Origin of the sequence: Butyricimonas sp. BSD2780061689_150309_C8 (assembly GCF_015560935.1) — a bacterium.
Taxonomy (GTDB): Bacteria; Bacteroidota; Bacteroidia; order Bacteroidales; family Marinifilaceae; genus Butyricimonas; species Butyricimonas paravirosa.
Genome location: NZ_JADMSV010000015.1, coordinates 1 through 25893, shown reverse-complemented (window position 1 = coordinate 25893; position 25893 = coordinate 1). Strand labels below are relative to the sequence as shown.

20 protein-coding genes and 1 rRNA gene are annotated in these 25893 nt (G+C 43.8%); 11 read left to right on the top strand and 10 right to left on the bottom strand.

The annotated features are described in order from the left end of the window. The first annotated feature begins 10 nt into the window (after positions 1 to 10). Genes I2I33_RS12140 through I2I33_RS12125 form a run of 4 tightly spaced genes read left to right on the top strand, consistent with a single transcriptional unit; the run spans position 11 to position 9487 of the window. A complete protein-coding gene (locus tag I2I33_RS12140) occupies positions 11 to 2398 on the top strand; it encodes an ABC transporter permease (RefSeq protein ID WP_087422106.1) in 2388 nt (795 codons plus the stop codon). A 2-nt stretch (positions 2399 to 2400) separates the two neighbouring features. After that, positions 2401 to 4743, top strand: coding sequence for an FtsX-like permease family protein (locus tag I2I33_RS12135; protein ID WP_162613846.1), 2343 nt, complete (start codon positions 2401 to 2403; stop codon positions 4741 to 4743). Positions 4744 to 4745: 2 nt separating this feature from the next. Further along, complete coding sequence (locus I2I33_RS12130) at positions 4746 to 7154, top strand: ABC transporter permease (protein ID WP_087422104.1); 2409 nt, start codon at positions 4746 to 4748, stop codon at positions 7152 to 7154. Between the two features lie 2 nt (positions 7155 to 7156). Continuing rightward, a complete protein-coding gene (locus tag I2I33_RS12125) occupies positions 7157 to 9487 on the top strand; it encodes an ABC transporter permease (protein ID WP_087422103.1) in 2331 nt (776 codons plus the stop codon). A 7-nt stretch (positions 9488 to 9494) separates the two neighbouring features. Here the strand turns inward: I2I33_RS12125 and I2I33_RS12120 are convergent, their stop codons facing one another. Both I2I33_RS12120 and I2I33_RS12115 read right to left on the bottom strand, forming a co-directional pair. Further along, on the bottom strand, positions 9495 to 9728 hold the full coding sequence (locus I2I33_RS12120) for a hypothetical protein (RefSeq protein WP_118301916.1): 234 nt from the start codon (positions 9726 to 9728) through the stop codon (positions 9495 to 9497). Positions 9729 to 9787: 59 nt separating this feature from the next. Beyond that, positions 9788 to 11920 (bottom strand): Tex family protein, encoded by a 2133-nt coding sequence (locus I2I33_RS12115; RefSeq protein ID WP_195666813.1) that lies wholly within the window; start codon positions 11918 to 11920, stop codon positions 9788 to 9790. 153 nt (positions 11921 to 12073) lie between these two features. On the opposite strand from I2I33_RS12115, the gene I2I33_RS12110 reads away from it, so the two are divergent. The 5 genes from I2I33_RS12110 (at position 12074) to I2I33_RS12090 (ending at position 15132) form a co-directional block, all read left to right on the top strand. Next, entirely contained in the window at positions 12074 to 12415 is a 342-nt protein-coding gene (locus tag I2I33_RS12110; protein ID WP_087422101.1) for a DUF3795 domain-containing protein, read from the top strand. Positions 12416 to 12575: 160 nt separating this feature from the next. Then, positions 12576 to 13232 (top strand): ABC transporter ATP-binding protein, encoded by a 657-nt coding sequence (locus I2I33_RS12105; protein ID WP_087422100.1) that lies wholly within the window; start codon positions 12576 to 12578, stop codon positions 13230 to 13232. Positions 13233 to 13359: 127 nt separating this feature from the next. Continuing rightward, positions 13360 to 13962, top strand: a complete 603-nt coding sequence (locus I2I33_RS12100) for an FKBP-type peptidyl-prolyl cis-trans isomerase (protein WP_087422099.1) — start codon at positions 13360 to 13362, stop codon at positions 13960 to 13962. A gap of 18 nt (positions 13963 to 13980) precedes the next feature. After that, positions 13981 to 14685, top strand: a complete 705-nt coding sequence (locus I2I33_RS12095; protein ID WP_087422098.1) for an FKBP-type peptidyl-prolyl cis-trans isomerase — start codon at positions 13981 to 13983, stop codon at positions 14683 to 14685. 69 nt (positions 14686 to 14754) lie between these two features. After that, positions 14755 to 15132, top strand: coding sequence for a DUF3127 domain-containing protein (locus I2I33_RS12090; protein WP_087422097.1), 378 nt, complete (start codon positions 14755 to 14757; stop codon positions 15130 to 15132). A gap of 62 nt (positions 15133 to 15194) precedes the next feature. Here the strand turns inward: I2I33_RS12090 and menA are convergent, their stop codons facing one another. The 5 genes from menA to mazG form a co-directional block, all read right to left on the bottom strand. After that, positions 15195 to 16100, bottom strand: a complete 906-nt coding sequence (gene menA, locus I2I33_RS12085) for a 1,4-dihydroxy-2-naphthoate octaprenyltransferase (protein ID WP_087422096.1) — start codon at positions 16098 to 16100, stop codon at positions 15195 to 15197. A gap of 171 nt (positions 16101 to 16271) precedes the next feature. Further along, the gene (locus I2I33_RS12080) at positions 16272 to 17117 is read right to left on the bottom strand and encodes a S1 RNA-binding domain-containing protein (RefSeq protein WP_087422095.1); all 846 of its coding nucleotides are present in this window, start codon (positions 17115 to 17117) and stop codon (positions 16272 to 16274) included. 135 nt (positions 17118 to 17252) lie between these two features. Continuing rightward, entirely contained in the window at positions 17253 to 20483 is a 3231-nt protein-coding gene (locus I2I33_RS12075; RefSeq protein WP_087422094.1) for an FAD-dependent oxidoreductase, read from the bottom strand. Positions 20484 to 20593: 110 nt separating this feature from the next. After that, positions 20594 to 20944, bottom strand: a complete 351-nt coding sequence (locus tag I2I33_RS12070; RefSeq protein WP_087422093.1) for a hypothetical protein — start codon at positions 20942 to 20944, stop codon at positions 20594 to 20596. 99 nt (positions 20945 to 21043) lie between these two features. Then, positions 21044 to 21835, bottom strand: a complete 792-nt coding sequence (gene mazG / locus I2I33_RS12065) for a nucleoside triphosphate pyrophosphohydrolase (RefSeq protein ID WP_087422092.1) — start codon at positions 21833 to 21835, stop codon at positions 21044 to 21046. 103 nt (positions 21836 to 21938) lie between these two features. Here mazG and I2I33_RS12060 point away from each other — a divergent pair, with 103 nt between their 5' ends. After that, the gene (locus I2I33_RS12060; RefSeq protein WP_087422244.1) at positions 21939 to 22886 is read left to right on the top strand and encodes a PhoH family protein; all 948 of its coding nucleotides are present in this window, start codon (positions 21939 to 21941) and stop codon (positions 22884 to 22886) included. A 21-nt stretch (positions 22887 to 22907) separates the two neighbouring features. Further along, positions 22908 to 23855, top strand: a complete 948-nt coding sequence (locus tag I2I33_RS12055) for a phosphoribosylaminoimidazolesuccinocarboxamide synthase (protein ID WP_087422091.1) — start codon at positions 22908 to 22910, stop codon at positions 23853 to 23855. A 48-nt stretch (positions 23856 to 23903) separates the two neighbouring features. Here I2I33_RS12055 and I2I33_RS12050 read toward each other — a convergent pair whose 3' ends face one another. The 3 genes from I2I33_RS12050 to rrf all read right to left on the bottom strand — a co-directional run bounded on the left by I2I33_RS12050 (position 23904) and on the right by rrf (position 25632). Further along, positions 23904 to 24380, bottom strand: coding sequence for a low molecular weight protein-tyrosine-phosphatase (locus tag I2I33_RS12050; protein WP_087422090.1), 477 nt, complete (start codon positions 24378 to 24380; stop codon positions 23904 to 23906). A gap of 70 nt (positions 24381 to 24450) precedes the next feature. Then, positions 24451 to 25401: a signal recognition particle-docking protein FtsY gene (ftsY, locus tag I2I33_RS12045; RefSeq protein WP_027203074.1), complete on the bottom strand. Its 951-nt coding sequence runs from the start codon at positions 25399 to 25401 to the stop codon at positions 24451 to 24453. A gap of 120 nt (positions 25402 to 25521) precedes the next feature. After that, a 5S ribosomal RNA gene (gene rrf, locus I2I33_RS12040) occupies positions 25522 to 25632 on the bottom strand. Positions 25633 to 25893: the final 261 nt, after the last annotated feature.

Sequence of the window (25893 nt, the reverse complement as noted above, 5' to 3'; positions counted from 1 at the left end):
ATAACACGATATGTATCATCTCAAACTGGTAGGACGTCAGATTTTTCAACGGAAAGGCTATTTCGTGATCAACACGATCGGGCTGGCCGTGGCTCTCACCGCCTCCGCATTGATTTATACTTTTCTGGTAAAAGAGTGGCAGACAAACACGTACCACGAGAATGTTGACCACATTTACCGGATCACGGTTCAAACCGACGGAAATACACACTGGGGGGCAGAGGTTTGTAGCTCGCTGGGAGAGATTGCCAAAGCGGAACTGCCGGAAGTGGCTGACTATACCCGAATCATTACGGCACGGGAAATGAAAATTCGCTGGGAAAATGACGATCATTATCAAACCGGGATTTCCTGCGGGTATGCGGACCGACAATTGTTCAGTATGTTCACGTTCCCGCTTGTGACGGGGAGTATTCAAGCCTTCGAACAGCCCGGCTGGGTGGTAATTTCGGAAAGTATTGCCCGACGCTACTTCAAGGATGAGAACCCGATAGGGAAACTGGTACATCTGGAAGACCTGTATACGAGTGGCAGAGAGTCAACTTATCGAATTGCTGGGGTCATGAAGGATATGCCACCCCGTTCATCCATTCAAGCCGACGTGATTCTGGATTTTTTCGTGATAGGACATTCGTACCGGTACAACATGGGAAACGCCGTGCAGACGTTTATTCAATTAACCGACGGGGCGGATGTCCAAAAGGTTGAAGAGCAATTACTTCAAATTGAATACCGGGAGTCGGATTATATCCGGGAACAAAAGGAAGTATTGCAGTTGCAACCGTTACGGGAAATGTACCTGCACTCGGATCACATACAGGACTTTGATCTATCCTTTGCCCAAGGGTCGGGAACCTTTAACTGGATTCTGTTCGGAATCCTCTTGCTCATCCTGTCGCTGGCATTTTGTAATTACCTCATCATCAAACTAGCCCTAACGGATAAAAACGCAGAACGGTTTGCCATACAAAAATATTTCGGGAGTAGTAATCGAAATATTTTCGTGCAGGTGTTGCAGGAAATAGGCATTTATACCGTGACGGCCTTCGCCCTGACGGTCGTACTGACCTCTATTTTTTATCCCTATTTTGCACAAATCATTTCGCCCAAGCATCCCTTCCCGTTTTATTTGAGCGGAACGGAAGTCATCGGTTTCCTACTCATCTTCCTACTGTTTGCCGGATGCGTCGGGGGAATTACTTACGGGCATATCAGCCGAAAACTCAACTCTTCCGGACTGAAAAACACGATTGTCTCTTCCCGCTCGTCGCTGGATTTGAAGAAAATTCTGATGATTGCCCAACTGACAATCTTCTGCGGGTTGCTTTTTTTCTCCATCGTGTTTCTCCGACAAATCGATTATCTCCAAAATAAACCGCTGGGTTACAATAACCGGAACACGATTTCTTTCGATTGGCCGAATCCCTACGAGATCACGTCTCTGAAGGAAGAGTTGTCGCGACACCCGGACGTGCTGGCCGTGAGTTGCGGGGCCTTACTCCCAATCGGGAACTGGTCGCACTGGGATATTCATTTGGCCGAACAACCGGAAAAAAGCATACAATCCTACTCGCTTTTGTGTGACGAAGATTTCCTCCGTACCTACCAGTTAAAACTCGTGGAAGGACGGGATGCCAAAACGAAGGTCACGACACCGGGAATCTATTCCCGTAAGCCCGTGGACGTCGTGGAGATTGTCGTGAACCAGAAGTTCGTGCGGCAAATGGGATTGAGCCACCCGATCGGAACGCTACTGAGTGACGGAACCGCCAAAATGCAAATCGTGGGGATCGTGCAGGACTTCCACTACCGTTCACTCTACGAACCGATTCAACCCGTCATGATCGGTAGTGACCTTCCGGGGGTGTCGTTCACCCTCATCGTCCGGTACCGGGAAGGGAAACGAAGCGAGATGATCCGTTACCTGCGACAATTACACGAAACCCGTCACCCGGAAACGCTGATGAGCTATCAAGAATATCCCTATTCCGAACTATACGAACGAGAAATCATGCTGGGACATCTCGTGTATATATTTACGGGCATCGCCCTATTGATCGGGGGCATGGGAGTACTTGCCTTTTCCGTTTTCATCGCCGAGAGTAAGACCAAAGAGATCGCTCTCCGCAAGGTGAACGGGGCCTCGGAAGGGCAAATTATGATTTACCTGAACCGTATTTTCACGGGGCAAGTAGCGGTCGCCTGTGTCGTGGGGATTCCCTGTTCCTATATGATTTGCCGACAATGGTTGCAAGGTTTCGCATACAAAGTCACGATAAGCCCTTGGATTACCGTTTGCGTGATCGGGGTATCTTTACTACTGGTGGTTCTCGTCACCGGCTGGCAAATACGCCGGGCCACACGCCGAAACCCGATTGATACCCTTAAAACCGAATGATCATGCGGATGTTCCAATATAAAATATTATTCCGGCATTGGGGTAAAAACAAAATATATCCCTGTATCTCGACATTCAGTCTGGTTATCGGTCTCACGTGCAGCACGCTACTGATTGGGTTTGCCATGCACGAACAGCGAACAGCACATTCCACGCCCGGAGAGGATCAGCTTTACGTGGTGCAAACGAAAGATAATTTTTACCACAACTCGGAACTGAAAACATACGATACCCCGGTCGGGGCTGCCCAAAAACTACACGAGAAATACCCGCAGGTGACGGGGTACTGCACTTTTCGACAAGAATTTGTCGTCATGCACCGGAGAAAGCACAAACTGGAGATTGATAACGCTTATAAAGTAACTCCCGGTTTCGACACGCTTTTCCGACCGGAAATGATTAGCGGGAATTTAAAACAAACTCTATCGCATCCCTTGGAGATCGCGATAACCCGGAGTTTTGCCCTCCGCACGTTCGGGAAGGAAAACCCGGCGGGAGAGGTTCTCTCGCTCGAAACCTACAAAGATGTATTCGTGAAGAACGGGGACGGTTACGGGGTTTCACAACAACAAGTCAACCAAGACTACACGATCACCTCAGTCATTGACGATCGCCAACCAAGTGTCCTGTATTACGAGCTTCTTTTCGGGTTATCCACGGAAGAGATTGCCCGGCAACCTTTCAGCACTTCGTGGTATCATAACGTGGTGCAAGTGCAAGCGGGAAGTGATCTATCCGCCCTGCAAGAAAAGGATGAAAACGCCACCCTGCTTTTCCTGCTCCCCATCGAACAAGCGTACTACACGAAAGATTATTCCGAGAACCGACTTTTCAGGTACCGGGATTATAAACAGTTGCAAAACAGCCTGTATATCGCGCTACTAATTCTGATTATCGCTTGTTTTAATCACGTGAATATCAACATGACCCGGTCGTTCCAGCGTTTGCTTTATTCCGGCCAGCAACTGATACACGGGGCTTCCCGGAACGAAATCCGGTGGCAGGTGATTCAAGAAACAGCACTCCAAGTAGGCTTTGCTTTCGTTATTTCACTGGTATTGATTTACACGGTATTACCGACGTTTAATGCCTTTATGGATTCCAAGCTGGCTTTTGTAGATCTGTTCCGGGGAGAAACGCTACCGATCATTTTCTATACCCTTGTCGCCGTGATCCTGTTCCCGTCAATTTATATCCTGTACAAAGCGGAACGGGTGGCACTGGCTGATATTCTAAGGAAAAATTACACGTTTCATCGCTCGCTGATTGCCGGAATTATTGTTGTCCAATTCACAATTTCGATCATTTTACTGGCCCTTTTCCTCACGATAAAAAGGCAGACCGAATATATCACACACATTCGCCCGGATGCGGAATCGATTGTTTCCATAGAACACGAATATATTCCCGACGAACATTCGTGGAAGACATTCAAGGAGCAAGTGATCACGTTGCCGGAAGTTGTTGACTATACCTCTACCCTCCCGCTCATGAACGGGGCCATCGCTAACCGGGAGTTTAATGCCAACACGTTAAAGATGGATCAACGCTTTTTCCGTTTTTATCACGCCGAACTCGTGGTAGGGGATTCCTTGGGTCATGCTACCGATGTTTCGCTCCACAAGGTGCTGGTGAATGAATCGCTGATCAGAAAGAAACAGATCGAAAACCCAGTCGGGCAATCTTTTTCACATGACGGGATGGACTTCGTGATTTGCGGAGTCATCAAGGATTACGCTATTGATCACGTCACGAACGAGGTCGAACCGTTAATTATCATCCGGGAGACGGATGACTGGGTAAACGCCAGAGGCTCGGTGATTAAAACCCGACCGGGAGAGGTTGAGGCCACGATTGCCCGGATGCAGAGCTTATGGAAAACGATCGCTCCTGATGAATCACCGTTGGTTTTTACCTCTTTGGCCGAGATTTACAGGGATATACACAAGGAAGAGTTTCGGACGGCACGAATCGTTTCCGTATTCACATGGATCAGTATGCTACTCTCTTGCATGGGATTGTTCGGGTTAGCGTGGTATTCGGTGGAATGTCGGACGAAAGAAATTTGCCTGCGGAAAGTTAACGGGGCAACCGAAAAGCAAATCGTACTGCTCGTGTGCGGACGTTTTGTGAAATGGATGATCTGGGCCTCACTTCTCGGTATTCCAATCGCTTGGTATTTGGCTAACGCATGGATTTCGCAATTCGTGTACAGGGCCGAGTTATCCCCGTGGATTTTTATCACGAGTATATTACTCGTAATCATGATAGGCATTATTACCGTGATTCGCCAATCTTGGTATGCCGCAACACTAAACCCGATAGATACCCTTAAAACCGAATAGCCATGTTTAAGCAATATTTCAAAATTATCCTCCGTAACTGGAAAAAGAACAAGATATACACCGTCATCAATATCGTGGGGTTGGCCATAGCCTTCTCCATCACGTTATTGATCTCGAATCACGTGATCACGGAATGGACAATGGACAAGTTTCATTCTAATGCAGGAAATATCTACCGGGTTACTAACCAATACCTAGAATCCAAGGAGTGGGAAAGTCTCACTGCCCACCTAATCGGTCCTTATGCCAAACAGGAAATCCCCGGCATTGTCAATTACACCAGAATCATGCCCAGCAACTCTTACGGAATAAAAAACAACGAGACGGAAGAGTATATCCCCATTCCCAAAAGTCTTTTTATAGATGAAAATTTCTTCCAAATGTTTGATTTCCCAATTATACAAGGGAAAATCGACAGTACTGTATTAAATTGGATCGTCGTCACCCGAAATTACGCAAGACAGCACTTCGGCGGCCAAAATCCTATCGATAAAACTGTATTCATCAAAGACTTGGATTCCGAAAAAGATCACGGATGTGTAGCCCGGATTGTAGCTGTGATCGAAGATTTACCGGCAAATTCTTCCATTCAATCCGACATTTTTATTGACAGTCGAGTCATCTCAAAAAATAGGGATATACTCTATTGGGGATGTTGTTCCTCCTATACCTATCTTCAACTTGCATCAACGGCAGACATCTCCGTCATCGAGCGAATGATACCTCAAATGATCGAAAAAAACAACTCTTACTTGAAAGCCAATGAATACAGATGCCAATTACAACCCCTAACAGACATCTATTTTCATTCAAACCACCTTCATCCCGAGGCCATTTTACGAGGCCAAATATCCTTGTCTCTCCTCCTCTATGGAATTATTTTACTGATCCTATTTTTGGCACTAGGCAACTACATCATGATCAAAACGGCCCAAATAAATAAAAATATTACCAGAATGGGTATACAAAAATGTTTCGGAGCCGACAACCGGACAATACGACACCAGTTATCGCTGGAAATTGGTATTCACACTCTATGTGCCTTACTCCTATCTTTCGCACTCGCTTACGTGTTGCACCCGTACATCATAGAAATTCTCTCCCCGGAACACCCGTATAGGTTCCATCTATCCTTTCAAAAATTCGCGGGATTCCTCTTACTTGTCTTCTTAGCCATGTTCTTAACCGGATTTGTATTACACTTATACACTCATAGAAGATTAAACCGTAACGGACTCAAACAGGCCATCCAACCTGCTCCCGGGTATAAGGATATAAAAAAAATACTTACAATTGTACAAATTACAATTTTCAGCGCCCTCCTTTTCAGTGCCCTCGTGGTATCAAGGCAAATGAACTATATGCAACACATGGATTTGGGATTCAATCAAGAAAACATCTTATATTTCTACTGGCCGGACAATGAATTTCGATACGAAACCTTAAAACAAGAACTGCGACATCACCCTGCCATACTTAACGCCAGTAATGGGTACCCCCTCCCATGCTACGAAAGAGCCGAGCCGATCTCAATACCTAACCAACCGGAGAAAACCATTAAAGCTCGTATCATTCTCGGCGATGCTGACTATATCGATACATACCAAATTCAACTTCAAGAAGGCCGATGCCTAAAAAAGTATAACTATCCTATTGATCTGAAAGAATTTGCAAGAATCCGTCCCAACCATATCCGAGAAGCTATCGTCAACCGGTCTCTCGTGAAAGCTCTTCAACTAGAACACCCGTTGGAAACCATTCTCAACTTATGGGATCATGAGTGCCCTCTCAAAATAGTGGGGGTCGTGGACGATTTCCAGTATTTCCCGCTATACAAATACACGGAACCTGCAATCATCATGTACGAATTCCCTCAAATATCCTCCACGATGATCGTTCACTACCAAACGGGAGAATTCCAAAACGTATATCGTTACATCCGGACAATGTTCCAAGAGAAATTCCCCAATACCGTTTTTAAATGTGAAGAATATAATTTTTCAGAATTATACGGCAAAGATATTGCCGTTGTAAAACTCATCATCTTGTTCGCCCTCATAACTATCCTCATTGGTGGCATGGGTATTTTCGCATTCTCGACTTTCATGGTTGAAAGTAAAACTCGGGAAGTCGCCCTACGTAAAGTAAACGGGGCTACCGAATGGCAGATCATGCAACTCTTTAATCAACAATTCTTCGCAAGAGTTCTCCTAGCTTGTTTTATAGGTCTGCCCGTTGCTTACTATGCCTCGAAAGAATGGTTAAAAGGATTCGCTTACAAAGTAGAAATCCATGCGGGATTATTCATATTTGTTTTCCTCACTTCCGTCTTTGTAGTCCTCGCCATCACAACTTGGCAGACACGAAAGGCCGCCCGTCAAAACCCGATAGACACTCTTAAAACCGAATAACCATGCAAAACGTTCAATTCAAAATCATATTTCGAGGTTGGATAAAAAACAAGACCTACACGCTGATTTCTTTGATCAGCCTGATCACGGGGATCACGTGTTGCACGCTGCTCGTTACTTTCGTGATACACGAGTATAATATCGCTCATTCTATCTTGAATAGTAAAAATAGTTATCTTGTTCAGGAGCAAAGGAAACAAGACGTCCATCCCAATGATGCTTTCATTTCCGGGGAAAGCGGGGTTCAACTAAAAAACATTTATCCAGAAGTGAAAGCCTATTGTGTATTCCGGAATGAACATCTTCTTTTCAGTGAAAAAGCGGAAGAATCGGACTACATGGATGCTTATTCTGTTACACCCAACTTCACCGACTTTTTTAAACTTCCCCTTTTATCGGGAGATTTACGCAAAACACTCTCATCCCCCAATGAAATTGCCGTTACCCGGTCTTTTGCCCGCCAACAATTCGGAATCGCTAACCCTATTGGAAAATCTCTCACGTTAGGGCGCTATATTGTTCATTTTGACGGGGAGAAAAATATCTACAAAAAGATATTCGAACCTTGTACAATCACAACTGTTATTGACGATTCGCAAAAGAATTTTCTCCATTTTGGGATATTACGAGGATTACCAGACGAAGAAATATCAAAAGTTACCGGATTCTCTTTTTACATTTTTATCGAGCTTTCATCTAAAGTTACAGCTCCAAATTTCCTAACAAAAATAAATGATCGGAACGAAGAAGTATTTAAGGATAGAACGATCCATCTAAAACCTGTTGAACAACTTTATTTTTCAAAAGCAAAATATTTATACGAGGACGGATTAATCTTTAAACGTGATCCTTCTTTCGTTTATTTAGGCATGGGAGTTGCCATACTCATATTTATCATCGCTTGTTTCAACCACATCAACATTTGTCTGACTCGCACCATACAACAATTAAAAACAACCGGGATTCAACTTATTTCGGGAGAATCAAAACAAGGAATACGTAAACAGTTAATCATGGAAACCGGATTACTCGTTATGTTTTCCTTTATCGTATCTATTGGTATTATCCATATTCTTATTCCTTATTTCAACACATTCATTACTTCCGATTTATGTCTATCGGATTTATATGCCGGATATACCCCACTGGCGCTGATTCTTTTACTCGGTACAATTATCATCATACCTCCTTTATACGTGATCCTAAAAATCAACAAAAATTCTCTATCTGAAATCCTAAAGAATGAAAACAAACAAAAAACCATTCTTATTCGCAATATTGTGATTACCCAGTTTACCATATCCATTATCCTGACGACAACAGTGGTAAACATTCACCACCAGATGGACTTCGCAACACATTGCCGTCCACACGCCAATGAAATTTTGATATTAGGATGGGGACTTTACACGGTAGAAGATGAAACAACGAAAGCTTTCTATGACCAACTCTCTTCCATCCCGGAGATCACGCATCGAACGATGAGCGCTATCACTCAAAATTGCACTTACGGACTAGATAATATGTACGTGGCTTGCACGGACGCCGATCTCGCATTCTTTGATTTTTATGATATACAACTTCTGGAAGGAAGACTTTTCTCTCCGGGAAAACAAGGATTACATGAAGCCATCGTGAACGAGACTTTTCTAAAAAAACAAGGGATAACAGAGCCCCTAGGTAAAACATTCCAAACAGGGGATGAAACCTACACGATCGTCGGGGTCGTTGCTGATTATCCAAGAGATAAACTCACCCGAGAGATCACTCCATTATTTATTCGATTCAGTGATACCGGATCCGAGCGTCATATTATCCGTATTCAACCCGGTACCCGAAAAATAGTTGAAGAAAAAATTAATGCACTTTGGGAACAAATTGCTCCCGGAGCAATCGAAATAAAAACTTGTAGTCTGTCTGAACGCTACATGGAGTTTCACGAAGAAGAGTTACAAGTCATGAAAATTCTTTCAATATTTTCCTATATCAGCATTTTGCTAGCCGGTTTAGGATTATTCGGATTAGCATGGTTCTCCGTGGAGAATAGGCGGAAAGAGATCAGCCTCCGTAAAATCAACGGGGCCAGTGAAAACCAAATCGCCGTGTTACTGTGCGCCCGTTTTATCAAATGGATTCTGATTGCTTTTTGCATCGGGGCGCCGATTGCCTATTACTGCTCGGCACAGTGGCTCACTCAGTTCGTTTATAAAAACGAAATTTCTCCGGTATCATTTATTTTTATCGGTATTGCGGCAGTCATTATTGGCACGCTGACCGTGGTATGGCAAGCATTTAAAGCCTCCCGGATGAATCCGGTAGATACTATAAAATAGGGGAAAGTCAAGCGTTCTTTCCCCTATCCAAATCATTCTCGTCCGGTTCCGTACCCAAGGCATCGGACTCTTCTTTTACCTCGTCCATGTAATTAGCCAAATTATCCCGGGCATCATCATCGTCATTCTCCAGAATTTCACCTAAAGCGTTTATATATGCCTCGTGTAATTTCTCATCATCTTCGGGTGTCAGATGCTTTTTCACATCCATATTCTCTTGTTTCTTTTCCTTCTCTTTCATAACCATGTTCGTTTGAATTTATACTCGTGAAACGAAGGAAAAGGAAAAAAGTTCGAATATCATGCCTGCTTGATCGAAAGACCGATACGTTTCCGTACCTTATCAACCTGCACGATTTTCACTGAAACATGCTGATTCAAAGAAAGTACATCCGCCGGGTTCGAAATATATTTATCGGCAATCTCGGATATGTGTACCAGCCCGTCCTGTTTCACGCCAATATCCACGAAGGCTCCGAAGTTCGTCAGATTAGTCACGATACCCGGAACAACCATCCCGATCTCCAAATCGTCGATCGTATGAATGTTGTCAGCGAAACTGAATACTTTAGCCACGGAACGGGGGTCACGCCCCGGTTTCTTGAGTTCATCCACGATGTCTTTCAACGTGGGTAGCCCAATCCGGTCATTCACGTAACGGGATAGTTCAATCTTATTACAAGCCTCCTCGTTACCAATCAACGACTTCAACGGGATGCCCAAGTCTTTTGCCATCCGTTCTGCCACTGCGTATGATTCCGGATGCACGGATGAATTATCCAAGGGATTTTCGGCCCCCTCGATACGAAGAAATCCGGCACACTGTTCGAATGCCTTCTCTCCCATGCGTTTCACTTTTTTCAATTCGCCGCGACTACGGAATGCCCCGTTCTCCTTGATATAAGTAACCACATTTTCTGCCAAAGTCGGCCCCAACCCGGAGACGTAAGTCAACAAGTACTTGCTCGCCGTGTTCACGTTCACCCCAACCCGGTTCACACACGACTCGACCACCCGATCCAAGCTCTCTTTCAATTTGGATTGATCGACATCATGCTGGTATTGCCCCACCCCGATAGACTTCGGGTCAATTTTTACCAACTCGGCCAACGGGTCCATCAACCGACGCCCTATCGACACGGCTCCGCGAACCGTTACATCATACTGCGGGAACTCGTCCCGAGCTATCTTAGAGGCCGAATAAATCGATGCCCCGCTTTCACTCACGACAAACACTTGTATATCCCGGTCATAACGCAAACTCTGGATAAATCGTTCGGTTTCACGTCCTGCCGTACCGTTACCGATAGCAATCGCCTCGATCCGGTACGAGTTGACCAGATTGGTAATCTTATTAGCCGCTTGTTTCACCTCATTTTGTGGCGGATGAGGATAAATGGTTTCATTATGCACCAGATTTCCCGTTTCATCCAGACAAACAACCTTACATCCCGTGCGGAATCCCGGATCTATACCCAACACCCGCCTATTCCCAAGAGGTGGTGCCAAAAGCAATTGACGCAGATTTTCAGCAAACACCTTAATCGCTTCTTCATCCGCTTTCTGCTTACCGCTTTGCAGGTACTCTGTCTCGATAGACGAAAGCAACAAACGTTTATACCCGTCTTTCACCGCCATGGTCACCTGCTCGGCACTCTCGTTACGACCTTTCACGAATATTCTTTCCAAAGACTCGATCGTTTCCTCTTCCGGGATTTCAATCGCCACTTTCAGAATACCTTCAGCCTCCCCCCGACGAATCGCTAACATCCGGTGGGAAGGAATCCTCCGCAAAGGCTCGGAATAATCGAAATAATCCGTGAACTTCTCCCCTTCTTCCTCTTTCCCCTTCACGACTTTCGCTTTTACCACGGCCACCCGGTCAAAAGAGCGACGCACGGTGTTTCTTGCCCGGTCATTCTCGCTGACCCATTCAGCAATAATATCCCTAGCACCCTGCAAAGCCTCTTCTTCATTCTCCACATCATTCTTCACGAAACGAGCCGCTTTGTCCCACACGTCCCCGTTATCCTGTTTCATCAACATGGCTGCCAAAGGTTCCAATCCCTTCGCTTTTGCCTTTGATGCCCGTGTTTGTTTCTTCGGTTTATAAGGCAGGTAAATATCTTCCAGTTCTCGTAAATCAGTACAATGCTCTATCTGTTTCCGTAATTCCGGAGTCAACTTTTCCTGCTGCTCGATACTTTCCAACACCGTCTTTTTCCGTTTTTCCAGTTCCTTGAACTGCTCGTAAATCTCTCGCACCTGTCCCACCTGCACCTCGTCCATACTCCCGGTCATCTCTTTCCGATAACGGGAAATGAAAGGTATCGTGGCCCCTTCATCCAGTAACCCCAACAAATTTTTAATATATCTACTCTCAAAACCACTCTTTTGCGTCACGAAGGTGACCGGATCTATATAATATTCCATACGTAATTGATTTTAGATTGCTAAGATACACACTCTTTATTTAATCGCTATCTCTATCCATCAAATAAATTAATCGAATCACGTGAAGTAATCCTAGGTAGCGATCTAATATTTCTTATCTTTGTCTAAAACTTAAATCAAACATGCCCTATTATGAAACAATTAATCGCCTGTTGTGGATTAGATTGCGAAAACTGCGACGCCCGTATCGCCACGATCAATAACGATGACAAGTTAAGAGAAGAAACCGCTCAAAAATGGAGTGTCATGAACAACACGTCGGAGATCACTCCGGAAACTATTAATTGCACGGGTTGCCGTATCGATGGCTCTAAATTCGCCTATTGCAGCAATTATTGTGAAATTCGGAAATGTGTTCAAGCAAAAGGATTCAATACCTGTGGCGATTGTAAAGAACTGGATCATTGCCCGACCGTCGGTCTTATTTTCCAGCATAACCCCAGTGCAAAAGAAAATCTTCTATCGTCAATTTAAAGATAATACTCAACAAGCACTTACATCTATCATCGAAAATAAAAATAATCAACAGGATTACTCGAAATTGAAAATTATTATCTTTACCATCAAAATAACAAATGTTGGTTAGCGGGTTGGAATCACTAAATCGGAAATCATAAATCAAGAAATTAGTCAGGTGATAGAAATTAAAAATATAATCAAAAGTTACGGCGAACTAAAAGTGCTGAAAGGAATTGATCTCACGATAAAAGAAAAAGAGATCGTAACGATCGTCGGGGCTAGTGGTGCCGGGAAAAGTACGTTATTGCATATTTTGGGAACACTCGATACCCCGGACGAGGGTGAACTATTGTATGATTCCGTGAACATTGCCCGGTTATCCTCCAACAAACTATCGGAATTCCGAAATAACAATATCGGGTTTGTATTCCAATTCCATCACTTATTGCCGGAATTCACGGCTTTGGAAAATGTTTGCATCCCAGCATGGATCAAAGGAACCGGAAAAAAAGAAGCGGAGCTGCGGGCAATGGAACTACTAACCCTTCTCGGTCTGGCAGACCGGGTGAGCCACAAACCCAATCAACTATCCGGCGGGGAACAACAACGAGTTTCCGTGGCAAGGGCTCTCGTCAATCATCCACGGGTCGTGCTGGCCGATGAACCCTCCGGTAACCTGGACACCCGTACCAAAAATGAATTACACCAGTTATTCTTCACTTTACGGAAAGAACTTGGACAAACATTCGTAATCGTCACGCATGACACGGAACTAGCCCGTATGTCAGACAGACAAATAAAATTAAATGACGGAATGCTAATGAATGAATAAAATGAACCTTCCGGCACGATTTTCTCGTATCGCGAATAAAACACGAAAACCTGTTTGTGTTTTCGCACAATGTTCTTACATTTGCATCTTAATGAACAAAATATTTATTTATTAATTAAACCTTTCAATGAAATATACAGAAGAGTTAGACAAAGTGAGTTATTGTTTCGGTCTAAGTATTGCAAGTAATCTCCTTTCTTCAGGTGTGAACACCATTAATACAGAAGCTTTTGTTGACGCTATCAGAACAGTCTATGCAGGCCAGATGCCGGAAATCAAACCGGAAGAGGCTAACCAGATTTTGCAGGACTATTTTAACAAACTGCAAAATGAAAGAGGTAAAGCTGCCAAGGAAGCCGGAGAACAATTTTTAAACGATAACAAGAGCAAAGAAGGCGTGGTTACCCTGGAAAGCGGATTACAATATAAAGTAATTTCCACCGGAAACGGGGCTATTCCGAAAAGTAGCGATACTGTAAAATGTCACTATGAAGGACGCCTGATTAATGGTGCCGTGTTCGACTCTTCCATCCGCCGTGGCGAACCTGCTGAATTCCCGGTTAACGGAGTTATTGCCGGTTGGGTTGAGGCTCTTCAATTAATGCCCGTGGGTTCAAAATGGCAACTATACATTCCTTCTGATCTAGCTTACGGCCCTCACGGTGCAGGACAGGCTATCGGACCGAACGAGACCTTGATTTTTGATATCGAATTATTAGATATAGTATAATTTAATTTACGAAAAACTATGAACGCAAAAAATCTAATTTTAGGTTTATCTGTTGCTGCAATCGGTTTATCTAGCTGCTGCAACACTTCTACAAAAACGAATGTATCGCTGAAAAACGAGGCCGATACAGCAAGTTTCTATATTGGTTACATGTACGGTTCTAACATCACTGGAAACGGTATTGAAGACATCAACATGGACGCTATCATCGCCGGAATGAACAGTGCCTTACAGAAAAAAGATGCTCCTGCCGACATGATGCAAATGAATATGTTTTTACAGAAATATACTCAAAAAGCCATGATGGCTAAAGCTGAAAAAGCATTGAAAGCCGGAGAAGAATTCTTGGCAGCAAACGCTAAGAAAGATGGTATCAAAACTACCGAAAGCGGACTTCAATACAAAATTGAAAAAGAAGGAACCGGAGCTATCCCGGCAGATACCAGTGTTGTTAGAGTTCACTACAAAGGAACTTTGATTGACGGAACCGAGTTCGACTCTTCATACAAGAGAGGCGAGCCTACCGAATTTCCTGTAAACCGGGTGATCAAAGGTTGGACGGAAGCATTACAATTAATGCCTGTTGGTTCTAAATGGACGCTTTACATCCCGTCAAACTTGGCATACGGACCTCAAGGAGCCAGAGGTGCTATCGGACCGAACGAAACGTTGATTTTCGAAGTTGAATTAATCGACATCGTTGACCCGAACGCTCAAAAATAATTTATTATTTGATATTTAAACAGCTAGCAAGCCCAAGGACTCTTGGGCTTGTTTCTAATCAGAAAAACAATGAATTACGAAGTTACCGGAAAATTAATTTACAAAGAAGCTACACAAAAAATCAGTGATCGTTTCCAGAAGAGAGAATTCGTGATAGAAGTTGAAAACGAGAAGAATCCACAGTGGAACGACTTCGTAAAAGTTCAATTGATCCAAGACCGGTGTGATCTATTAGAGACTATTCAATTGAACGAGAATATTAAAGTGTATTTCAATTTGCGTGGCCGCAAATGGGAGAACAACGGACAGGTTTCTTATTTCACGAACCTCGAAGGTTGGAGAATTGAGAAAGTTCAAGCGGAAGCCCCGATGATGGGCGCCCCGGTACCGGAATACAAGGTGGAAGACATTCCTCCCATGCCGGAAGCCGACGATCTTCCTTTCTAAACGGAAAATACCAGTATTAAAAAAGGTCTGCAAATATTACAGACCTTTTTTAATACCATAATCTAACAACTCAGTAATTGACCAAAACCTAATAAAAGCGCTATCAACAACGTCGTTATCGAAAGAAATTTCAATTGAGAATCCAAGGCTCTTCCCTCTCCCCGATAGACAGACTTCAGATGCATTGCCAGCAACGGTAGCGTTAACAAAAAGAGATAGCCCGTCCATCCGGCAGGATGCAGCTCGGAATACAACACGAGACAAATCACAGCCAATAGCGTGATCACGAAATGATATATCTTTGCTCCCCGTATTCCCAAGATAACCGGGATGGTACGCTTGCCACAAACCGAGTCATTCTCGATGTCGCGGATATTATTCATGTTTAAGACACCGGAAGAGAGAAAACCGATGGCCGCGGCCGGTAACACACATATCCAAGGCAAAACACCGGACATGGCGAAATAACTTCCCATCACGCTCACTAACCCGAAAAAAATAAACACGAAAAGATCCCCCAGTCCCCGGTAACCATAAGCACTCTTCCCGACCGTGTATTTCACGGCGGCCACGATAGATGCACCCCCGGCAATAAACAGAGAAATACTTTTCCAATTCAACAAATCCCGGAATGCCTCATAGATTAATAGACTTCCGGTGATGATCGCTATTACTCCGAAAACAATCATGGCCTGTACCATTTCCCGCATACTCAAAGCTCCACTTTGAGCGCTCCGAATAGGCCCTAAACGATGTTCATTATCCGTTCCCTTGGTTAAATCCCCCACCTCATTCGCCAGATTAGACAATATTTGCAAGGCAACCGTGGTGAGCATGGCCCACACGAAGGTCGTCGTTTTAAAATACCCATCGCTTGCTGCCAACAAAGAACCCAGTAATACTCCCGATAAGGATAAAGGTAATGTTCTTAACCGAAAACTCGTGATATATGCCCGAACTTTAGACATGTATTCATTCAGATTTTAAATTAAACTCCTCCGTCAGCTTCGCTGCCACCTCCTCTATAAACAGAGGAGGAGCTGGTAACTCTTCCCAAAGTCGAAAAGTAATTCAACTCTCCCTCTGTTTATAGAGGGAGCACCCGAAGGGGGAGGGAGTTCATTTTTTATTTTCAACTTTTAATTCTCCATTTTCAACTTCAGCTCCTTCTCCCCGATAATAACCTTATGCTGTTTGAATAAACCGCCAACCGTCTTTTTGTAGTTCTTTTTGCTACAACCGAAAAGGCGATATATCTCGTCCGGATCGCTCTTATCCGATACAGCTAAGGAACCTCCATTCTCTTCCAGCTTTTTCAGTATCAAGGCTGCCAAACGGTCAATTTGTTCATGACCATCATTTTTTTGCAGGATACAATCGATTTTTCCGTCTTCCCGGATAGTCTTAATATAACCGGTCAGGTGCTGCCCAATGGTTATAGGTTGGAATATCTCGTTACGATAGATAATCGCTTCATGACTATTATTTACAATGACATTATACCCTAAATCCGTACGACGAGCAACGATTAACTCTACTTCCTGCCCCAATTCATACTCTGCCGGAGTCTTATCCAAGAAACGACTTAACCTCGTGGAAGCAACAATACGATCCGTCGTTTTATCCACGTAAACATAAACCAAGTACTCACGCCCCACAATCATTTCTTCCCGCTGTTCCCGAAAAGGAACCAGCAAATCCTTACGTAATCCCCAGTCTAGAAAAGCCCCCACTCGACTCGTACCCACCACCTTCATCAAGGCAAAATCACCCACGACGGCTTTAGGTGTTGTCATCGTGGCAATCACCCGGTCTTCCGAATCAAAATAAATGAAAACTTTTAATTCATCGCCTTCCTTACATTCAGCCGGAGCCGTTTCTTTCGGTAGTAAAATCTCTCCCCAATATTCCCCTCCATCCAAATAAACACCAAAATCCACGATCTTAACGACCTTCAATATATTATATTCTCCTAACTTTATCATATTCTGTAATTTTGTGACAAAGATAGAGAAATTAAGTGATTTATGATTTATGATTCGGTGATTAAATCATTCCCACCCCCTACAAGAATGCAGGAAGGTGGAAATCACAAAATCATTTAATCGTAAATCTCGAAATCACTTAAAGGCTTTTTCCGACAATCCCGGTCCGTTCAACTTCAATTGATCGAAATACTCCGGTACCGGACGGCCCATTAATTTATCAACATACATCTTAGCCAAGTATTGCGATAACATGAAACCATGCCCCCGCATACCGACAAACAGACCTAATTCGGGATCAACGATATAGCGAGGTTCCGTGTAATACCCGGACCACGTGGCCTGTATACTCACGCCAGCCAGTTCCGGCATCCAATCCACGAAGAATTCACTAATAATCTCCATAAACTCCTTCGTGTTCAAGATCAGATTTTTATCCGTCCGCAACGCATCCACCCGCGGGGATGCACAACCGATAATTTGCCCCGTGTGGACTAATTGTTGCCCATAGACAGCGGAGAATCCTTTATATTCCTGCCGATCGATCAGCATATCCAGACTATCCCCATTCTTCCCTAGCATGGGTAAACGACGAGTGATAAATGCCTGATGGCGTACCGGGTACAATCCCGCGTGAATCCCCAATCCCTCGCAAATCTTTCCAGCCCCGGCTCCCAAGGCATTCACGAATATCTCCGTGCGGAATTCCACGTATTTCTTATCATGAGTCAACACTAAAATACTGTATGTTGATCCCTCTTTCATCACTTCCAACACCTTGCAATCTTCCACGATCCGCCCCCCGGCCGAAATACCCATGTTACGAATCAAATCGACCACTTTACCGGGTGTCGCCTGCCAGCAATCATTGGTAATCAAAGCCCCCAAGTAACGCTTGGATTTCGTGCTGAAATAAGGAGAAATCTCTTTCTGAAAATTCTTCGGGTCAACCATATAGGCATCCGACCATGCACGACTCGCATCCAAGGCATTGAACGTGGATTCATCATGAGCCAAATTAATATAGCGCGTCGTCTTGTAATCAATATTCGATATTTTCTGTAACTCTTTAAATATAGCATGATTATGCTCCGCGATCTCGGCCAGCTCCGGTAAAGAGAATGCCGTACGCCCTCCCCCGATATTTCTCCAGGAAGAACCTCTATCCGCATTCACCAGCACGGGATTCAAGCCGGAATCTGCCATATAGCGGAACAACGCACTTCCGGCAATACCACCTCCGGCAATCAACGCCCCGACCTCTATCTTCTTGAAATCCGATCGATTAGCCACACGATGCTCGTCACCTCGTTTTGGCGGGTACAATTCACCTAGATTCAACTGGTTAGACAGAGGCGCTCTCGGTGTAGCATCACCCACGATCTCGATCCCTTTCGCCCGTAAAGCTGTTTTCAACCGAGGAATACAACGTTTTCCCCGGCAAGGCCCCATTCCCAAGCGAGTGGTATGTTTTATCTCGTCTATCGAAATAAAGGTACGATCACCCACGACTTTCAAAACATCGTCCAAAGTAACATCATCACAATGGCAAATAAACGTGGCTCCCGGTTGATCCTTCAACAACGGTTCCAAATCCAGCGGTTGCGGGTAATTCTCCTTCACCACGAAACCTCTTACCTTCACCAAATCTTCCCCGTGAACATCCAAGGCTTTCACCCGGGCTATATTCGTTTTATTCGGCTTATGCAGAACTTTCTCGATAATCCCCTCTCCCAATCTTTCACCATAATTATTTACCAGGTAAACTACTTCTTTCTCCTTTACTTCGTATTCTATCGGCAGAAACAAGTTATCTTTTCGTAAATCATAACCGAAAATGGCCAATCCCGGACATTGATAGACACACTCCATACACCCGATACATTTATCGTAATCTACGTGAGGTACGGTAGAAGTCGAACTTTTCGTTATCGCCCCGTGAGGACAGGCAAAAGAACAAGGATTACACGCAAAACCATACAAACAATCCATTTGCACGAATCCCCGTTTGTGCATACGTTCCGCCTCCGGCAAACAGGGAGTTTCCAGAATCCGAACCGGATGTTGTTGTGAATCAATATACTCTTTGGAAACCACCAAATAATCATCATAACTCACCCTAGCCCCCAAGTCCATCAATATCTCAATTGCCGTTTGCTTCCCCCGCAATACGGCACTCGTCCCTTCTCCAATCCTCACGGCATCTCCCGCGGCATAACAATGCTCTCCAAAGACGGCCTTTCCTTTCATCAACAATTGATTGTCCGGTATCAACCCCGTACATATATTTATGACATCTATGCCATTCAATATTCTTTCCGTACCCGGAATCGGTTTGAAATTCTCACATTCAGCAATAACAGCCCCCGTGATTCCCGTGTGATCAGCATTCGGGATCGCTTTCAATAGTACGTGAGACGTCATGATCGGTATCGCCAAACGGCGCACCCGGTTTGCTTGCACGGGGAAACCACCTTCTTTGGGCATCCCTTCAATAATCGCCTTCACGTGGGCCCCCGCTTGCATCAACTGGTAAGAAGTCAGGTAACCTATATTCCCGGCTCCCACGGTCAGTACATTTTTCCCCAACAGCGTAAGTTCGTTGTTCATCATTTTCTGGACGACAGCCGCCGTATATACCCCGGGTAAATCATCATTCTCGAAAGCCGGCATAAACGGAACAGCCCCCGTGGCCACGACCAGATAATCGGCATCCACGAAAAACACGGTATCCGTTTCCAAGTTCTTCACGGCCACCCGTTTTCCCTCCAATATATCCCAAACCGTAGAGTTCAGGTAAATACCTTCCATATTCTCCCCCGCCAATGTTTTGGCAATATCAAATCCACGCATACCCCCGAAACGCTTTTCTTTCTCGAAAAAGAAGAACTGGTGGGTTTGCATATTAAACTGACCGCCAATCTTATCGTTATTATCAATCACGATATTATCTATACCATACTTTTCAAATTCCTCCCGCACGGCTAATCCGGCTGGTCCTGCCCCCACGATCACCACCGTGGTACGAAGTACTTTCCGTGTATCAATCCGGTGTTCGGCATGTTGTTCGGCCATTTCCCCTTGGGCGAACTCCCGTACCTCTTTCACACCATCCACTTTTGTCACGCAAATACGCCGGACTTTACCATCCACCAACATCTCACAAGCCCCACATTTCCCGATGCCACAGGCTAGGGAACGTCCCCGGCCATCCAGACTGTGACTATGCACGGGGTACCCGGCCTGATGCAAGGCTGCCGCAATGGTAAAACCCTTTTCTCCTTCGATTTTCTTACCGTTAAAAGTGAACACCACTTTATCTCGTTTCGGAACATCCAGAATCGGATGCGAATTAATCTTCGACATAAGTTATTGTTTTATTAGTTAGGTTATTAGATTCTTTTGCAATATAACCGATCCGAGACAAAAAAAAGCTGACAAAAGTCAGCTTTTCAAATTTATCTATTTTTTAACATTTAATTCTTTTCTCTCGTGAATGTGAATTTTCCCTCGATTCCCTGTCCATCCTTACTCACCCCAACGATCGTATCGGCATCAACCAAGATACCAAACCAACTATCCAACTCGTACTCGATCTCGTGTTCGGAATGAATAATATCAAACTCTTCGGCATCCAATTTTACCTTATGTTCTTCAAGCCTCCCCACTAAAAATTCCTGCAACATATATCCTTCCTCTCCCTCAAGCTTATCCGTAAAAATAATCCGCCCGGACAAATCATACCCCTCTTGTTTCAGGAATAACTCGCCCTCGGCTACCCCGTAGCCATAATCCTCTTTATATTTCCATTTACCTGTTAAATCCACCTTGCTAATTTTAAATCCGATTAATTTTGTGATTTAGTGATTTCCAATTAAGTGATTATAGAATCTTCCAGTTATCAAATCGACTATCACGGAATCTTCTCAAGCTTTTTCCATCGCTTTTGCCTCGTTCCAATACTCGTCCATTTCCTCCAAGGTCATATCCGAAAGGTTGCGCTCCGTTTCGTGAGCTTTCTTTTCCACGTACGAAAAACGACGAATAAATTTCTTGTTGGATTTCTCCAAAGCATCTTCCGGATTTATACCGTATAGTCGCGCCGCGTTAATCATGGCAAACATGAAATCACCGAATTCTTCTTCCATCCGCTCCTGATCCTTCCGGGTAACCTCGACTTCCAATTCACCCAACTCCTCCCGTACTTTTTGCCACACGTCCTCTTTCTGTTTCCAGTCGAACCCGACTCCCCTCACCTTATCTTGAATCCGGTATGCTTTCACTAAAGCCGGAAGAGCATCCGGGACACCTTCCAAAACTTTATTATGACGTCCCTTCTCTTTCAACTTCAATTGTTCCCAGTTACGCAACACGTCATTCTCATCCTCGACCTTCACCTCCCCGTAAATATGCGGGTGACGATAGCGCAATTTGGCACAGATCTCGTTCAAAACATCCGTCATGTCAAATTGCTCCTGTTCCTTCCCGATCAAAGCATAAAACACGATATGCATAAGCAAATCTCCCAACTCCTTTTTCACCTCCTGCATATCATTCTTCAGAATTGCATCTCCCAGCTCATAAACCTCCTCTACCGATAACGTCCGCAAAGACTCCATCGTCTGTTTATGATCCCAAGGACACTTTTCCCTCAAGGTTTCCATTATATCCAACAGCTCGGCAAAAGCTTCTTTCTGTTTCGTAAAATCTTTCTCCATAACAAACTCTACTCTCGTGAAAAATTTTCAATTTCCAACTTTCAATTTTCAATTGTTTTCCCTACTTTGCACCTGCAAAAATAAGGCTTTTATTTTAAGTTTCATGATAGAGAGAAGAATAAGTATTGGAAACATTGATCCTATTGACTTTTACGGCATTAACAACGCAAAATTCATTACTTTAAAAGAATTTTTCCCGAAATTGAAGATCACCGCCAGGGGCGATGAAATCATTATTCAGGGAGAAGAAAGCGACATTGATGTCCTTGTTGCCAAAATTAATGCCCTTTTGGAACATTACAATAAATATAACATGCTCACGATCGCCAATCTGAAAAGAATTATTCTGGAAGACGAGATCGTGGAAGACCCCGAGGACCCGGCCTCAATTATTGTTTTCGGGAATAACGGGAAAATTATACGAGCCAGAACGACAAATCAACGTAAACTCGTTGATCTGGCCAAAACAAACGACTTGCTTTTTGCCACGGGTTCGGCCGGCTCCGGTAAAACCTACACGGCAATCGCTCTTGCGGTAAAAGCATTACGCAATAAAGAGGTCAAACGGATCATTCTCAGCCGTCCGGCAGTAGAGGCAGGTGAAAGTCTTGGATTCCTACCCGGGGACATGAAAGAGAAAGTTGATCCCTATTTGCAACCCTTGTACGATGCTCTTTCTGACATGATTCCCTCGAAAAAATTAAGCGAATATCTCGAAACGGAAATCATTCAGATTGCCCCTTTAGCATACATGAGGGGACGTACACTCAATGATGCATTCGTGATTCTCGATGAAGCACAGAACACGACAAAAAATCAGTTAAAAATGTTCCTAACCCGTATGGGTGTCAACGCTAAATTCGTGATCACCGGGGATATGAGCCAGATAGACCTCCCAAAACAAAGTGATTCAGGATTAATTCATGCCTTCAAATTACTGCACCATATAAAAGGTATTGCATTCGTCGAATTCGACAACAGTGACATCGTTCGCCACAGGCTGGTGAAAGAGATTGTTAACGCTTACAACAACGAAGAAAAAACTAAATAACGGATCTTTAAAGCAAATAACATGGAAGCGATTGTAAAAACAAATTTCAAATTCCCGGGACAGAAAGATGAATACATCGGTAAAGTACGTGACGTGTATAACATCAATGACGAATACCTCGTTATGTTGGTATCCGACAGAATTTCCGCTTTCGACGTGGTACTCCCGAAAGGAATACCTTACAAAGGACAAATATTGAATCAAATTGCCGCTAAATTTCTGGATGCGACGTCAGATATCGTTCCGAACTGGAAAATAGCAACACCCGATCCGATGGTGACTGTTGGTCACAGGTGCGAACCGTTCAAAGTAGAAATGGTTATTCGCGGTTACTTGGCCGGAAGTGCATGGAGAGAATACAAATCAGGAAAGAGAACCCTTTGCGGCTTACCTTTACCGGAAGGAATGGTTGAAAACCAGAAATTCCCGACACCTCTTGTAACTCCTACCACTAAAGCTATGGAAGGACACGATGAAAATATCTCTAAAGAAGAAATCATCTCGTCCGGACTGGTTAGTAAAGAAGATTACGAGGCCATCGAAAAATACACTCTTGCCCTATTCCAAAGAGGAACAGAGATTGCAGCCAAAATGGGATTAATTCTAGTAGACACGAAATACGAATTCGGTAAAAAAGATGGAAAGATCTATTTGATCGATGAAATCCACACCCCGGATTCTTCCCGTTATTTCTATGCCGACGGTTACGAAGAACGCCTAGCAAAAGGAGAAAGACAGCGTCAACTATCCAAAGAATTCGTTCGCGAATGGCTAATGGAAAATAACTTCCAAGGGAAAGCCGGACAAACCGTTCCAGAAATGACTCCGGAAGTGGTAGCCAACATCACAAATCGTTATATCGAATTATACGAACATATCACGGGAACGAAGTTCGAAAAAGCCGACAGCACGAACATTCTTGCCCGCATCGAAAACAATGTAAATGAATGTTTGGCTAGCCTGAAATAAATAGTCAAAACTTTCCAATAAAGCTCATAAGGAATTTTCCTATGAGCTTTATTTATTTTCTAGCTGATCCAACAGACCTTCAACAGCATCTTCCAGTAAGTCCAACACTAATTCGAACCCGGAATCCCCGCCATAATAAGGATCGGGAACGCTATCCCGGTAGGAAAAACGCTGGCAGAAATCAGTCATCTTGAATATTTTATTCTTTTCTTCCTCGGATGTAGCCATTCTTTGCAGATCACGGATATTCTGGTCATCCATACCGATAATCATGTCAAAATCAGAAAAATCTGCATCCGGATAAAATTTTCGGGATAAACTGGTCAGATCATATCCTCTTCTTATTGCGTGACTTTGCATCCGACGATCCGCCGGATCACCGGAATGATAACCACTAATCCCGGCAGAATCAATATAATATTGTTCCTCCAATCCCCGATCTTTCACGTAATATTTCATAATTGCCTCGGCACTCGGGGAGCGGCATATATTACCGAGACATATAAACAGAATTCTTTTCTTCATAACTAAACATTAAAAAACGGTTATCATGACCTTGTTTGCCATAATAACCGCTCTCAAAAATTATGTTCTATTAATTAAATAAAGAGTCTACAAACTCTTCACGATTGAATACTTGCAAATCATCAATTTTTTCACCGATACCAATGTATTTCACGGGAATTTTGAATTGATCAGAGATACCAATTACAACGCCACCTTTTGCCGTTCCGTCCAGTTTTGTAATCGCCAAAGCATTTACTTCCGTGGCCAAGGTAAATTGTTTTGCTTGTTCGTAAGCATTTTGCCCGGTAGAACCGTCAAGTACTAACAAAATTTCATGTGGGGCATCCGGAATCACTTTTTGCATGACCTTCTTGATTTTCGTCAATTCGTTCATCAAATTTATCTTATTGTGTAAACGTCCCGCCGTGTCAATAAGCACCACATCTGCATTCTCCGCTTTCGCTTTACTCAGCGTATCAAAAGCCACAGAAGCCGGATCTGCCCCCATACCCTGTTTTACGATCGGTACTCCTACTCGTTCCGCCCAGATTACCAACTGATCTACCGCGGCAGCTCTAAAGGTATCTGCAGCCCCTAAAACAACAGATTTTCCAGCATCTTTAAATTTGTGAGCCAATTTACCAATTGTCGTTGTCTTACCCACTCCATTCACACCGACTACCATGATCACATAAGGGCCATGTCCTTCCGGTAAACTCAAAGCATCGTAATCCGTTGAATTATTCTCTTTCAACAAGTCAACAATTTCTTCTTTCAATACCCGGTTTAATTCATCCGTACCCACATATTTATCCCGCTGTACTCTTTCTTCGATTCGTTCAATGATACGAAGAGTTGTATCAACTCCCACATCCGAAGAAATCAACACTTCTTCCAAGTTATCCAGAACCTCGTCATCAACCTTGGATTTACCAACAATTGCCCGAGAGAGTTTCTTGAATACACTTTCTTTCGTCTTTTCTAAACCTTTATCAAGGCTTTCCTTTTTCTTTTTATTAAATAGACCGAATAATGCCATTTCCACATAAATTGATTCAGAACGCTAAGGTAGGTAAAACAATTGAAAATTGAAAATGAAGAATTGAAAATGAAAGAAAATAAAAAAGGGCGAGTCACTTGAACTCGCCCTCTCTTCTAAATTCGGCATCGACCTACTCTCCCACCCGGGGGCAGTACCATCGGCGCTAACGGGCTTAACTTCTCTGTTCGGGATGGGAAGAGGTGGATCACCGTCGCTATAGACACCTTTTAATGCAATTGAAAATTGAAAATGGAGAATGGAAAAATATGATTTCCTTACCTCGCTGTTTTTCCAACTTTCGTCACTTCTCGTGGCACTCTTGCCAACGTGACAATATCTTTAAAGTTTCTTCATCTCATGCTTTCTATTGACCGTCAATCACCTTGATTGACAATCGCCTGGAACGTTAACTGAATCATCTCACCCACCGAACGTCAACTTTCGGGTGATTAGTACCACTCGGCTTTGCCGTCACCGGCTTTACACCTG